The sequence below is a fragment of the Billgrantia zhangzhouensis genome, from assembly GCF_021404465.1.
GTDB classification, from domain to species: Bacteria; Pseudomonadota; Gammaproteobacteria; order Pseudomonadales; family Halomonadaceae; genus Halomonas; species Halomonas zhangzhouensis.
Window position 1 is genome coordinate 163,186 of the sequence record NZ_JABFTT010000005.1, and the last position, 12,740, is coordinate 175,925.

Annotated in this window: 15 protein-coding genes; 1 reads left to right on the forward strand and 14 read right to left on the reverse strand. The window is 64.8% G+C overall.

Annotation, left to right across the window (positions count from 1 at the left end; all coding sequences use genetic code 11):
* Position 1 precedes the first annotated feature (1 nt).
* The 11 genes from HOP51_RS08035 to HOP51_RS08085 all read right to left on the reverse strand — a co-directional run bounded on the left by HOP51_RS08035 (position 2) and on the right by HOP51_RS08085 (position 8,966).
* The gene (locus HOP51_RS08035; RefSeq protein WP_234273425.1) at positions 2 to 1,003 is read right to left on the reverse strand and encodes a DNA polymerase III subunit delta'; all 1,002 of its coding nucleotides are present in this window, start codon (positions 1,001 to 1,003) and stop codon (positions 2 to 4) included.
* Entirely contained in the window at positions 994 to 1,647 is a 654-nt protein-coding gene (gene tmk / locus HOP51_RS08040; protein ID WP_234273426.1) for a dTMP kinase, read from the reverse strand. Before tmk ends, HOP51_RS08035 begins: the two co-directional genes overlap by 10 nt.
* Positions 1,648 to 1,706: 59 nt before the next feature.
* On the reverse strand, positions 1,707 to 2,711 hold the full coding sequence (gene mltG / locus HOP51_RS08045; RefSeq protein WP_234273427.1) for an endolytic transglycosylase MltG: 1,005 nt from the start codon (positions 2,709 to 2,711) through the stop codon (positions 1,707 to 1,709).
* A gap of 38 nt (positions 2,712 to 2,749) precedes the next feature.
* Positions 2,750 to 3,571, reverse strand: coding sequence for an aminodeoxychorismate lyase (gene pabC, locus HOP51_RS08050; RefSeq protein WP_234273428.1), 822 nt, complete (start codon positions 3,569 to 3,571; stop codon positions 2,750 to 2,752).
* A gap of 24 nt (positions 3,572 to 3,595) precedes the next feature.
* Positions 3,596 to 4,837 carry a beta-ketoacyl-ACP synthase II gene (fabF, locus tag HOP51_RS08055; protein ID WP_407061792.1) on the reverse strand — a complete coding sequence of 414 codons (1,242 nt, stop codon included), beginning with the start codon at positions 4,835 to 4,837 and terminating at the stop codon, positions 3,596 to 3,598.
* A 189-nt stretch (positions 4,838 to 5,026) separates the two neighbouring features.
* Positions 5,027 to 5,260, reverse strand: a complete 234-nt coding sequence (acpP, locus tag HOP51_RS08060; protein ID WP_008956801.1) for an acyl carrier protein — start codon at positions 5,258 to 5,260, stop codon at positions 5,027 to 5,029.
* 122 nt (positions 5,261 to 5,382) lie between these two features.
* Positions 5,383 to 6,126 (reverse strand): 3-oxoacyl-ACP reductase FabG, encoded by a 744-nt coding sequence (gene fabG, locus HOP51_RS08065; RefSeq protein WP_234273430.1) that lies wholly within the window; start codon positions 6,124 to 6,126, stop codon positions 5,383 to 5,385.
* Positions 6,127 to 6,207: 81 nt separating this feature from the next.
* Positions 6,208 to 7,158: an ACP S-malonyltransferase gene (fabD, locus tag HOP51_RS08070; RefSeq protein ID WP_234273431.1), complete on the reverse strand. Its 951-nt coding sequence runs from the start codon at positions 7,156 to 7,158 to the stop codon at positions 6,208 to 6,210.
* Positions 7,159 to 7,169: 11 nt separating this feature from the next.
* Positions 7,170 to 8,201 (reverse strand): phosphate acyltransferase PlsX, encoded by a 1,032-nt coding sequence (plsX, locus tag HOP51_RS08075; RefSeq protein WP_234273564.1) that lies wholly within the window; start codon positions 8,199 to 8,201, stop codon positions 7,170 to 7,172.
* A 35-nt stretch (positions 8,202 to 8,236) separates the two neighbouring features.
* The gene (rpmF, locus tag HOP51_RS08080) at positions 8,237 to 8,407 is read right to left on the reverse strand and encodes a 50S ribosomal protein L32 (protein ID WP_021820795.1); all 171 of its coding nucleotides are present in this window, start codon (positions 8,405 to 8,407) and stop codon (positions 8,237 to 8,239) included.
* Positions 8,408 to 8,438: 31 nt separating this feature from the next.
* A complete protein-coding gene (locus HOP51_RS08085; protein ID WP_159551149.1) occupies positions 8,439 to 8,966 on the reverse strand; it encodes a YceD family protein in 528 nt (175 codons plus the stop codon).
* A gap of 118 nt (positions 8,967 to 9,084) precedes the next feature.
* Between HOP51_RS08085 and HOP51_RS08090 the strand changes: the two genes are divergently transcribed.
* Positions 9,085 to 9,678, forward strand: a complete 594-nt coding sequence (locus HOP51_RS08090) for a Maf family protein (RefSeq protein WP_234273432.1) — start codon at positions 9,085 to 9,087, stop codon at positions 9,676 to 9,678.
* On the opposite strand, the gene sppA is transcribed toward HOP51_RS08090, so the two are convergent.
* From sppA to HOP51_RS08105, 3 genes are read right to left on the reverse strand one after another with little or no spacing between them, the layout of a single operon-like run.
* Positions 9,666 to 10,742: a signal peptide peptidase SppA gene (sppA, locus tag HOP51_RS08095; RefSeq protein ID WP_234273433.1), complete on the reverse strand. Its 1,077-nt coding sequence runs from the start codon at positions 10,740 to 10,742 to the stop codon at positions 9,666 to 9,668. The genes HOP51_RS08090 and sppA overlap by 13 nt on opposite strands.
* Before the next feature lie 58 nt (positions 10,743 to 10,800).
* Entirely contained in the window at positions 10,801 to 11,451 is a 651-nt protein-coding gene (locus tag HOP51_RS08100; protein ID WP_234273434.1) for an HAD family hydrolase, read from the reverse strand.
* Positions 11,452 to 11,503: 52 nt separating this feature from the next.
* Complete coding sequence (locus HOP51_RS08105) at positions 11,504 to 12,451, reverse strand: RluA family pseudouridine synthase (protein ID WP_234273435.1); 948 nt, start codon at positions 12,449 to 12,451, stop codon at positions 11,504 to 11,506.
* Positions 12,452 to 12,740 lie beyond the last annotated feature (289 nt).

Genomic DNA, 12,740 nt, shown 5'->3' on the forward strand with positions numbered 1-12,740 from the left:
CTCAAGAACGCAGCAGGGTCGACCAGCGTACCAGCCAGGCCTCGAGGACCAACTGAGGGTTGGGATTGCCGCCCGAGGCCAGCAAGCGGCGCTGTTCGCGAGCGAAATCCAGCAGCCGGAACCAATCCTGCACCCGGGCATTCTTGACCGCCTGTCGATAAAGCGGAAGCAGGTCGGGATTGCGCAGTTGCGCCGACTCCCCCGACAAGCCCAGGCGAATCAGATCCTCGAGCCAGGCAATACCGTACCATAGGATCGACTCCAGGGACTGACGGTCGAGACGAGCCGCTTCCGCCACCGGCTCGGCACCACGCACCAAGGCATCGAAGGTTTCGTGCAACTGCTTGCGCAACGCCCGGGACTCCGGCGTGGCTAGCTCGGTCGCCAACAGCGGCAGGTTGCCCGAAACCCGGTACCAGAAGTCGGCCTCCTCCCGACTGCCCAGTTGCTGCGTCAGCCATGCCTGGCTCTGCTCGAGTCCCGGCACCGGCAGGCTCCAATGCTGGCAACGCGAGCGAATGGTGGCTAGCATCCTCGACGGAACATCCGCCAGCAGCAGGAACAGGGTGTGCTGGCCAGGTTCTTCCAGACTTTTGAGCAGCGCATTGGCAGCTGCGACATTCATCGCCTCGGCCGGCGACAGCACGATCACACGGTGCCCGCCCTGTTGGGCGGTCTGGGCAACGAAAGCGTTGACCTCACGAATTGGATCGATGCGAATCTGTCGCTTGCCCTCTTCCGGTGAAACACGCAGCAGGTCGGGATGATAGCCGGAGGCCAACATGTGGCAGCCATGACACTGACCGCAGGCCACGTCGCCCGGCGAAGCACACAACAGGTAGCCAAGCAGCGCCTCGGCGAAGCGCTGCTTGCCCACGCCATGCGGCCCCGAGAGCAACAGCGCATGAGGCAACCGTCCACTGCGATACAGTTCCAGGAAGCGCTGCCACAGGGGTTGCTGCCATGGCAGCGGCGTCGGCAGTGCGCTTGTGCTCATAGCCATGCACCCACCCGGCTCTCCAGACACTCCGTCAGGCGCGCCTGTACTGCGGCGAGCGGTGCATCGGCGTCGATCACCGCTACTCGCTGGGGCGCGGCCTCGGCGCGCGCCAGATACGCCTGCCGCACGGCCTCGAAGAAGGCCCGATGCTCCTGCTCGAAGCGGTCGCGCGCGTGACCGTTGGCTGTCAAACGCCCCTGCAGACGTCGCTGAGCGGCCTCGACCGGCATGTCGAGCAGCAGCGTCAGGTCGGGCTCGAGCCCGCGCTGCACGAAACGCTCCAGTTGGGCGATGCGCTCGGGTTCGATACCGCGCCCCCCGCCCTGATAGGCGAAAGTGGCATCGGTGAAACGATCGCACAGCACCCAGGCGCCCCGCTCCAGTGCCGGACGAATGCGCTGTGCCAAGTGCTGGGCGCGAGCGGCGAACATCAGCAGGAGTTCGGCATCGACATCGAGAGGTTCATCGAACTCGGCCGAGAGCAGCAGTTCGCGAATGGCTTCGGCCCGCGGCGTGCCGCCCGGCTCCCGAGTGCGTACCACCTCGACGCCATGCGCCGTCAGCCACTGCGCCACCCACTCCAGATTGGTCGACTTGCCGACCCCTTCCCCGCCTTCCAGGGTGATAAAGCGTCCACGCTGTTGCATCGGGGCTCCTGTAGGTCCGTCCGACCGCATTTCCGGCAAAACGCTCAGAGAGTGTGTCCTCAGCGGTTGCGGATGTAGCGGTTCACGGCATTGTTGTGTTCGCGCAGCGTGCGCGAGAAGTGGTGCGTGCCGTCGCCGCGTGAGACGAAGTAGAGAGTGTCGCCGGGCAGCGGATCCACTGCCGCCTCGAGCGAGGCGCGCCCGGGCATGGCGATCGGCGTCGGCGGCATGCCGGCAATGACATAGGTATTGTAGGGCGTGGCTTCCTGCAGGTCCGCACGCGTGATACGACCCGCGTAGCGCTCCCCCATGCCATAGATGACGGTGGGGTCGGTCTGCAAGCGCATGCCACGCTCCATGCGGCGCTTGAACACACCGGCAATCTCGCGACGCTCCTCAGGGGCACCGGTCTCGCGCTCGATCAGCGAAGCCATGATCAGTGCTTCATAGGGCGTTTCGATGGTCAGATCGTCGCTGCGAGCCTCCCATACCTCGTCGAGAACCTGCTCCATGCGCGCCAGGGCCTGGCGCAGGATATCGAGATCGCTCATGCCCTTGTGGTAGCGATAGGTATCGGGAAAGAACCAACCCTCGGGGTGACGTCCCTCACGCTCCAGCAGCGCCATCACCTCCTCGTCGCTGAGTCCCTGGGTCAGGTTCTCGAGCTTGGGAGCGGCATCGAGCCGGGCACGCATCTGGCGGAAGGTCCACCCCTCGGGAATGGTCAGCGGGTAGGTGACCACCCGATCGCTGCCGAGCAACTCGATCAACTCGCGCCCACTCATGCCCGGCTCGAGCATGTACTCACCGGCCCGTAGCTGCGGGATCGCTTCGGGCTCGAGCCGTGTCAACAGACGAAATGCCCACTCGTCCCCGATCACGCCACGTGCCGTCAGGTCCGTCACCACTCGGTTGTAGCCCGCCCCGCGCGGCACCTCGTAGAGAGTCTCCTCCTCCACCGCAATGGGCACCTCGAGCCGGCTCTCCCAATAGCGATAAGCGGCGAAGACCGACACGGCTGCCACGATGATCAACACGACAAGAAACTTCACCAATCGCAGCATGTGCTTCCTCGTTACCCGCTTCTCTTCTTCTATGCGCTTCAGCGCGCGAAAGTGGCCGGATAGCCCAGCAGCTCATGAGCCTTGCCCTGCAAGGTCCGGTGCACGGAGCCAAGCGTCCAGTTCAGTTGGCGGGAGCCATCAGCGTCATCCAGACGCACCACGGGCCAGAGGCCCTGGACCGAGTTGCCGAGCCACACGGCCTCGGCTTCGACCAGCGCCTCCGGCCCCATGGCAACTTCATTGATATCCAAGCGTTCCATCAGGGCAGCACGCAACGTCCCGGCCACGCCGCTGCCGTCCAGTCGAGGCGTCTCCAGGCATCCCCGGCGCTGCCAGAACAGGTTCATGCAGGTGGCCTCGACCAAGTGTCCCTGGGTGTCACAAAGCACTCCCTCGGCCACATCCGGATCGTCCCACTCACTGCGCGCCAGCACGTTCTCGAGCCGATTGAGGTGCTTGAGTCCGGCAAGCAATGGCTGAATGCTCAACTGCAACCGGCAATGGCGCACCCGCACACCCAACTGCCAACACTGTGGCCGGGGCGCGAAATCGAACGCCTGCCACAGCAACCGGGGCTTGGCGACCGACGGGGGCAGGTAGCCGCGCCCACCGCTGCCCCGAGTGAGGATCAGCTTGAGCACCCTGAGTCCCGACCCCGCCAGGGCGGGCAAGCCGTCGAGTTCGGCAGCGGCAGGCATGGGGATGCCCAGCCTCCGGCAGCCCCTACCCAGCCGGGCCATGTGCTGTGGCCACAGCAGAGGCTCACCGTCGCGGACCAGCACGGTCTCGAACAACCCGTCGCCATAGGCCACGCCACGATCGTCGGCCGGCACCCAGGGCTCTGCTTGCGGCCGCGTCATGTCATACGCTCGCGACGTCCCGGCTCAGCGCAGCCGGGAGAAGACCAGTGTACCGTTGGTACCACCGAAGCCGAACGAGTTGGACAGCGCCACGTCGACCTTCATTTCACGCGCGGTATGTGGCACGTAGTCCAGGTCGCAGCCTTCCTGGGGGTTGTCCAGGTTGATCGTCGGGGGCGCCACTTGGTCGCGGATGGCCAGGATGCAGAAAATCGCCTCGACGGCACCGGCTGCACCCAGCAGGTGGCCGATCATCGACTTGGTGGAGCTCACGGCCACGCTGTGCGCGCTCTCACCCATTACCTTCTTGACGGCCCGGCTCTCGGCCAGGTCGCCTGCCGGGGTAGAGGTGCCGTGCGCATTGATATAATGCACCGCCGAAGGGTCGAGCTTGGCATCGCGAATCGCATTGCTCATCGACAGCGCCGCTCCGCTGCCGTCTTCGGGCGGTGCGGTCATGTGGTAGGCGTCGTCGCTCATGCCGAAGCCGGTCAGCTCGGCGTAGATGCGCGCCCCGCGCGCCTTGGCGTGCTCGTACTCCTCGAGCACCAGGACGCCGGCACCGTCCGAAAGCACGAAACCATCACGGTCGCGGTCCCAGGGGCGGCTGGCAGCCTGTGGATCGTCGTTGCGGGTCGACAGCGCCCGGGCGGCGGAGAACCCGCCCAGCCCCAGCGGTGTCGTGGCCATCTCAGCCCCCCCGCAGATCATCACGTCGGCATCGCCGTAGGCGATGGTGCGAGCGCTGTAACCGATGTTGTGAGTGCCGGTGGTACAGGCCGTGGTGATGGCAATGTTGGGGCCTCGGAAGCCATGCTGGATGGCCAGGTTGCCGGAGATCATGTTGATGATCGAGCCGGGAACGAAGAAGGGCGAGATACGACGCGCACCGCCCTTGTTGAGGGCATTGTGGTTCTGTTCGATCATCGGCAGCCCGCCGATGCCGGAGCCGATGGCCACGCCGATGCGTTCGGCGTTCTCCTCGGTGCACTCGAGCCCTGCGTCGCTGATGGCCTGGGCGCCCGCCGCTACCCCGTACTGGATGAACAGGTCCATCTTGCGCGCATCCTTGGGGTTCAGGTACGGGCTGATGTCGAAGTTCTTGACCGAGCCTCCGAAGCGAGTGTTGAAGCCGGTGGCGTCGAAATGCTCGATGGGGGCGATGCCGCTCTTGCCGGCCAGGATGCTCTCCCAGCTCTCCTTGACGGTGTTGCCCACCGGCGTGACCAGTCCCAGCCCGGTCACCACAACTCTACGAGCCATCAGTAATCCTCCAGACAACCTTGATGACACGGCCCATCTCCCAGGCCGTCATTGCGCGCATTATACCGGACATGCTCCTCGCTTGGGCAGCCATGGCCCCGACACAAAGCAAAAAGCCGTCCTGTGTCTCAGGACGGCTTTCCCGGCATCATGCGATGCCCTTCACCTCAGCAAGCGGTGACGACCGCGCCCTTACTGATGGGCATTGACGTAATCGATGGCTTCCTGAACGGTGGTGATCTTCTCGGCTTCTTCATCGGGAATTTCAGTATCGAATTCCTCTTCGAGCGCCATGACCAGCTCGACGGTATCCAGGGAATCAGCGCCAAGGTCCTCGGTGAAGGAGGAGCTGTTCTGGATGTCTTCTTCCTTGACGTTCAGGCGCTCGGCCACAACCTTCTTCACGCGCTCTTCGATGGTGCTCATTATACGTACTCCAGTCGTTCAAGTTAGCCGTTCAGATGACCAGCCGTTTGGTCCGCAAACTCAAGCTGCGGGGTAGTTTATAGACGCCCCCCCGTCGGCGCAACCGCCGACCCGAGGGAGCTTCAACGCATGTTCATGCCACCGTTGACCTGCAGCGTCTCGCCGGTGATATAACCGGCACTCTCGCTGGTCAGGAAACCGACGGCAGCGGCAATCTCCTCAGGCTCGCCAAGGCGCGCCAGCGGAATCTGGGTCAGCAATGCCTTATGCTGCTCCTCGGGTAATGCGTGCGTCATGTCGGTGGCGATGAAGCCCGGCGCCACCGCGTTGACGGTGATCGCCCGGGAAGCCACCTCCCGCGCCAGGGCACGGGTGAAGCCTTCCATGCCCGCCTTGGCGGCAGCATAGTTGGTCTGGCCGAGATTGCCCATGGTCGCCACCACCGAGCTGATGTTGACGATCCGACCGAAGCGAGCCTTGGTCATGCCGCGCAGACACGCCTTGGTGACGCGATACACCGACTTGAGGTTGGTGTCGAGTACCGAATCCCACTCGTCCTCCTTCATGCGCATCAGCAGGTTGTCACGCGTGATGCCGGCATTGTTGATCAGGATGGTGGGGGCACCGAACTCTTCGGTAACGGCCTTGACGAGCGACTCCACACTGGCCAGGTCGGTCACGTCGAGCGCCTTGCCGGCCCCCTCGATGCCGTTGGCACGCAGGTCTTCGTCGATCTTGGCCGCGCCCGACTCAGTGGTGGCCGTTCCGATCACCACGCGCCCCTGGCGGCCGAGTTCGTGGGCAATGGCCCGGCCGATGCCACGGCTGGCACCGGTCACCAGGGCAATTCTGCGTTCGCTGGACATAGCCTGTTCCCGCTCCGAATGCTGTTTGGTTCTGGGGCTCGAGCCCCTGCTTGTTGGTTATTCTGGCCGCGCCCCGCTCGGCTACTGGCCAGCCTCGTGCGCCAACGCGAGCGCCGCTTCGAGACTGTCGGGGTCGTTGACTGCCAATCCCTTGCTCCCCTTGGCGATACGCTTGCCAAGACCGGTGAGCACCTTGCCCGGCCCACACTCGATGAAGACCGACGCACCCGCCGCTTCCATCGCCTCGACACAGGCGGTCCAGCGTACCGGCTGGTAGAGTTGCTCGACCAGACGCGTACGCAGCGTCTCGACGTCGGCATGCGCCTGGGCGTCGACATTTTGATACACGGTGTAGCGCGGCGGGCGCATGTCGAGATTAGCCATGGCCGCTTTGAGCCGCTCGGCGGCCGGCCGCATCAGCGCACAGTGCGAAGGCACGGAAACCGGCAACGGCATGGCGCGCTTGGCACCCGCCTCCTGACACAGAACATTGGCCCGCTCCACGGCAGCCTTGTCGCCGGCGATCACTACCTGGCCAGGGGCGTTGTAGTTCACCGCCGCCACGACCTCATTCTGCGCCGCCTCGGCACAGGCCGTTTCAACGGTGGCATCGTCGAGACCCAGAATGGCTGCCATGGCGCCACGACCGACCGGCACCGCCTCCTGCATCGCCTCGCCGCGCATACGCACCAAGCGCACACCATCGGCAAAGCCCATGACGCCGGCACACACCATGGCGCTGTACTCGCCCAGGCTATGCCCCGCCATGGCCCCGGGGCGCGGACCTTCCAGCTCTTGCCATACCCGCCAGATGGCCACGCTGGCCGTCAGCAGCGCCGGCTGGGTACAGGCGGTGACATTAAGAGCCTCGTCGGGCCCCTCCTGGACCACCTTCCACAGGTCGTAGCCCAAGGCGTCGGCGGCTTCCTCGAAGGTCGTCCGCACGACGCTGTAGCGTTCCGCCAGCTCCCGCAGCATGCCCACCTGCTGGGAGCCTTGCCCGGGGAATACGAGGGCAAGGGGTTGAGTCATGTCGTTCACCATTACTCCTGTTGAGTGCTGTCACGCCCGACGCCCAGCTCCATGGCGAGCCGCTCCGGCAAGCCACGCCTGACCTCCTGCACGGCCCGCAACACAGCATAGGAAAAGCCAGTGGCATCGGCACTGCCGTGGCTCTTGATCACGATGCCGTCGAGTCCCAGCAGGCTGGCGCCATTGTAGCGCACCGGATCGAGCTCGCTCTTCAACCGACGCAGCGCCGGCCTCGCCAGCATGCCTACCAAGCGGCTGCTCCAGTGCGACTCGAAGGTCACCTGCACCCGCTCGATCAACATGCGCGCCAATCCCTCGCTGGCCTTGAGCACCGCGTTGCCAACGAAACCATCGCACACCACCACATCGGCGGAGCCGGCGAAGATACCATCTCCTTCGATGAAGCCGATATAGTTCAGCGAGCCCGTCTCGCCCAGCAGCGAGTCCGCCTGCCGCACCGCCTCGCTGCCCTTGGTACCTTCGCTGCCCACGTTGAGCAATGCCACCCTGGGAGCCGAAAGGCCGTCCACGTGGCGTGCCATGACCTCCCCCATGCGAGCAAAATCCACCAGCCGCCTCGCGGAGACGTCAACGTTGGCCCCCAGATCCAGCAGGTAGCAGCGGCCATCGTTGCGGGTAGGGATGGCAGTACAGATCGCCGGACGCGGAATATCCGCCACGGTACCAAGAGCGCGTCGAGCCAGGGCCATCAGCGCACCGGTATTGCCCGCACTGACACCAGCCACGGCATGGCGCTCGGCCACATGGGAAAGCATCAGCGCCATGCTGGTGTCGCCGCCACGTCTGAGCGCGTCGGACGGGCGCTGATTCTGCCGAATCAGACCCGGCGCATGATGGATGGACAGATGCGAACCCGCCGCGGCGAGATGCCGCGGCAGGTTCTCGAGCTCGGTCGCCAGTCGATCGCCGGGGCCGAACAGATCGACCTCCAACCCCGGACAGGCCTGCACCGCAGCTGCCGCGCCATGGATGGCAGCGGCAGGACCGACATCTCCACCCATCGCATCGATGGCAATCCGCACGCTCAAGTGCCGACGGTCATCGACAGCGGGTCGACTCAGGCGTCGACCACCTTGCGACCACGGTAGAAACCGTCAGGAGAGACGTGATGACGCAGGTGAGTGGTACCGGTTTCCTTGTCCTGGGACAGGGTCGGTGCGCTCAGGGCGTCGTGGCTACGACGCATGCCGCGCTTGGAACGGGTCTTACGATTCTGTTGAACTGCCATGGGTGTCACTCCGAAGTGAGACGATAAACAATCAGGATTTGCCCTTGAGGTGACGCAGCACCTCGAAAGGACTTGCGGGAGTCGGCTCGCTCGATTCGGCCTCCTCGCCGCTGCTCAGCTGGTCGCGCGAGACACGGCAATGCGCCTCGTCGTGGTAAACCACCTGGGGCAGGCTGAGGATCAACTCATCCTCGACCACCTCCAGCAGGTTCAGCTGTTCGTTTTCCACCAGCACCGGCTCGTGGGTGCTTGGCAGCTCTGCTGCCAGTGCATCGCTCGAGACCATGCCCAGCAGGAATTCGCTCTCGACATGCTGCGCCATAGGCTCGAGGCAGCGCCGGCAAGGCAGCTGCAGCTCGGCCTCGAGACGACCGCGAATTTCGCGGCGGCCCTGAGCATCGATACCGAAATCGAGCCACACCTGGCAATCGCCCGACTGTGCCCCGACCTGCGCGGCGAGGCGCTCGAACCGGTCAAGCGCCATCAGGCCGGAAAGGCTTTCGGCACGTGCAGCGAGCCGATAAGGCTCAACCCTTATGGGAAGTCGTGAGGTCAACATAGGCGCGCAATGATAGGCACTCCCCCTGCCCCTGTCAAAGACGCTATCTCAGCGAGTTACAATACCCGCTCGCTCGATCCCCCAGTAACCTCTCACCGCATGACGCAGGAGCGCATCCATGCCCCGACTCGTTCTCGCTTCCGGCTCCCGCTGGCGCCGCCAACTCCTCGATCGACTGGGGCTACCCTACGCCTGGACAAGCCCCGACATCGACGAGACACCGCGACCCGGCGAAGCTCCCGAGAGCCTGGTGCATCGTCTGGCACTGGCCAAGGCCAACCGGGTGGCAGCAGAGTATCCCGACCATCTGGTGATCGGCTCCGACCAGGTCGCCGTGTTCGATGGCGAGATACTGGGCAAGCCGGGAGACGCCGCCACGGCACGCGCCCAGCTCACACGCTTCTCAGGCCGCCAGGTGACCTTTCTCACCGGACTGGCACTGATCGACACCCGCGCCACACGTCACTGGGTCTGCCACGAACGATATGACGTTCACTTTCGCCGCCTCACACACGAAGAAATCGCCCACTACGTGGAACGCGAGCAACCGCTAGACAGCGCCGGCAGCTTTCGCATGGAAGGGCTGGGCATTGCCCTGTTCGAACGGCTCGAGGGAGACGACCCCAACACGCTGATCGGCCTGCCACTGATCCGGCTGTGCGCGCTGTTGCGCGAAGCAGGCCTCGATCCACTGGGAGATCAGGGCAACTGATAGCGCACCGGAGAGCGGCTGGCAGGCACCCCCACCCACTCCGCGGCGACCCGGCCGAACTGGCGGCTTAGCCGCTCGAACGGGTCCAGCCGCGGCGTGTAGTCGTGCAGCCGCACCTCCCCGAACAGCTCACGACTCAAGGCATCGAGACTGCTGATTCCATCGATCAGACCCAGCTCCAGCGCCTGCTGCCCGCTCCAGATCAAGCCGCTGAAGAGCCGCTCGTCCTCGACCAGACGCTCACCGCGCCCCTGACGCACCGCCTCGATGAACTGGCCATGGGTGGTATCCATGACCGTTTGCCAGAACTCACGCTCGTCGGGCGCTACCGGCGAGAAGGGGTCGAGGAACCCCTTGTTCTCGCCACTGACATAGATCCGCCGTTCGATACCGATACGGTCGATGGCCTCCTCGAAGCCAAAGCTGGCGAAGATGACGCCAATCGACCCCACCAGGCTGGCCGGAGCCGCCACGATCTCATCGGCTGCCGCCGCCATGTAGTAGGCGCCGCTGGCCCCGACATCCTCGATCACCGCGATGATGGGCTTGCCGCCTTCTTCACGCAGACGCATGATTTCATCATAGACACGCTGCGACTGCACCGGACTGCCTCCAGGGCTATCGATGTGCAGCACCACGACAGCGGCATTGGCTGCCTCCCAGGCGCGATTGAGCCCCTCGATGATACGCTCGGCACTGGCCGGCGATTCACTGTCGATTACCCCGTGCACTTCGACCACGCCCAGGTGGTGTCGCTCCGGCTCGCGGGCGGGATCACCGAACAGGCTATAAAAGGTAGCTGCCAGGGAGGCAAGGATCAGCACGGCGAAAAAGAAGCGGAAGAACAACTTCCAGCGCCGCGAGCGACGCTGCTCGACCAACACCCCGTCGATCCAGCGATCGAGCATCTCCTGCTGCGCCAGACGCTGACGCTCGCGCAGCGTCTCGGCGCTCTCCGGTGGCGGCACCGGCTTTTCCTGCTTTGCCTGTTGCGCTTCACGCGCCTGCTCGGGGGTCAGCTCCGGTCCTTCGGTCCAGCGGTCTTCACGCTTGTCGTCGCTCATGGACTCATCTTCCCTTGTATCGCCTGCCAACTTTCTCGTCCGCCAACTTGCTCGTCTGCTAGCTTGCCAACCAGTCGAATAGCGCCTCGACCGCCCCGGCAGTATAGACGGGGCGACTGGCCGCCAAGCGCTCCGGGGCATGCACGCCCCAGGTCACCGCGACCCGATCCATGCCCAGGGCCCGCGCCATCTCCAGATCGTACTCGGTATCGCCTACCATCACCGCCTCCTCGACCGGCACGTCGAGTTCGACCAGCAACTCTTCGAGCATCTGCGGGTGCGGCTTGGAACGGGTTTCGTCGGCAGTGCGACTGGCATGGAACCAGGCGCCACTACCACTCTCGCGAAAGACCCTGTCGAGGCCTCGCCGGCTCTTGCCGGTCGCCACGGCAAGGCGTCGTGCCGGGAATTCACGCAGCCTTGCGATGCCCGCCTCGACGCCGGCAAAGAATGGCATCGGCGTACGGCTACCCTCGACGAAATAATAGGCATAACGGCTGCGCAAGAGTTCGAAGCGCTCGGCATCGATACCCGGACACAGCCGATCGATGGCCTCGGGCAGCCCTAGACCGATGATATCACGCACCGCGGCCTCCTCGAGGCGCCCCCAGCCAGCATCGTGGGCCGCCGCCTGCATGCAGGTCACGATACGGGCGACGGAATCCATCAGGGTGCCGTCCCAGTCGAAGATGATCAGTCGATAGCGCATGCTGGCTCCGGTCGTCGATAGTGTCGATAGGCAGGCCCGGCGGGGCCGAAACTCAACGTGCGTTGCGCGCCTGGGCGAGCGCCGCCTCCAACTCGTCGGGCAGCGGTGCACGGATCTGTACCGGCCGCCCGCTACTGGGCTCGGGAAAGGTCAGCGACTCAGCGTGCAGGAACAGGCGCGACAGACCGAGATGCCGCGCTAGCGACTCGCCTTCGCGGGAACCATACTTGTCGTCTCCGAGCAACGGGTAGCCGGCATGAGCGGCATGCACGCGGATCTGGTGGGTGCGCCCGGTCACTGGCTCGGCTTCGATCAGCGTTGCCTTGGGCAGGGCTTCACGCACGGCGAAGCGGGTGCGCGCCACCTTGCCGGCAGCATCCACGCGTACCCGGCGCTCACCGTTGCCGGCGTCATAGCGATCGAGGCGGGCGCTGACGAATTCACGTCGCGCCGGCCAGCGGCCAGCCACCAGCGCCAAGTAGCGCTTGTCCATCCGATGCTGCTTGAGCGCCTCGTTGAGCGCCAGCAGCGCGGGACGCGACTTGGCCAGCAGCAGACAACCCGAGGTATCGCGATCGAGGCGGTGGACCAGCTCGAGAAACTCGAGGTCCTCGCGCACCTGTCGCAGTGCTTCGATCAGGCCGATCTTGACCCCGCTGCCACCGTGCACGGGAAGCCCGGCCGGTTTGTTGAGCACCAGCCAGCCCGGCCCTTCTACCAGCACACTGCCGGCGAGTAGGTTGCGCAGGCCTTCACTGACCTGCTTGACCGCCTCGCGCGGAGCGAGCTTGAGCGGCGGGATACGCACCAAGTCTCCCTCCTGAAGGCGATAGTCCGCCTTCACCCGCTTCTTGTTCACCCGCACCTCGCCCTTGCGCACGATGCGGTAGACCAGCGTTCGCGGCACGCCTTTCAGGCGCGTTATCAGGAAGTTGTCGACCCGCTGGCCCGACTGGCCCTCGCCCACTTCCACCCACTGTACGTTGCGCCCCTCGGCCATGACATTCCTGCAGAAAAACTGTTGTGAGCCAGCATTCTAACGCACTCGGCGGCGCACTGCGCCAATTGCTGTGCCTTGCCAATACTGCTATATTGCCAGCTCGCTCGGATGGATCCCTTCGGTCCCATGGCGCCTGCACGACAGACACGCAGGCCGGAGCGACGAAATCGGGCCGCGACGATCCCTGACAGAGATCCCGCCGCCGACGAGTGAATAGACGCAAGAATTGACAAGTAATGTAGTGACGCCACGCCCGGATCCCGGCTCGCCCTGTGACAGGCGAGCGGTG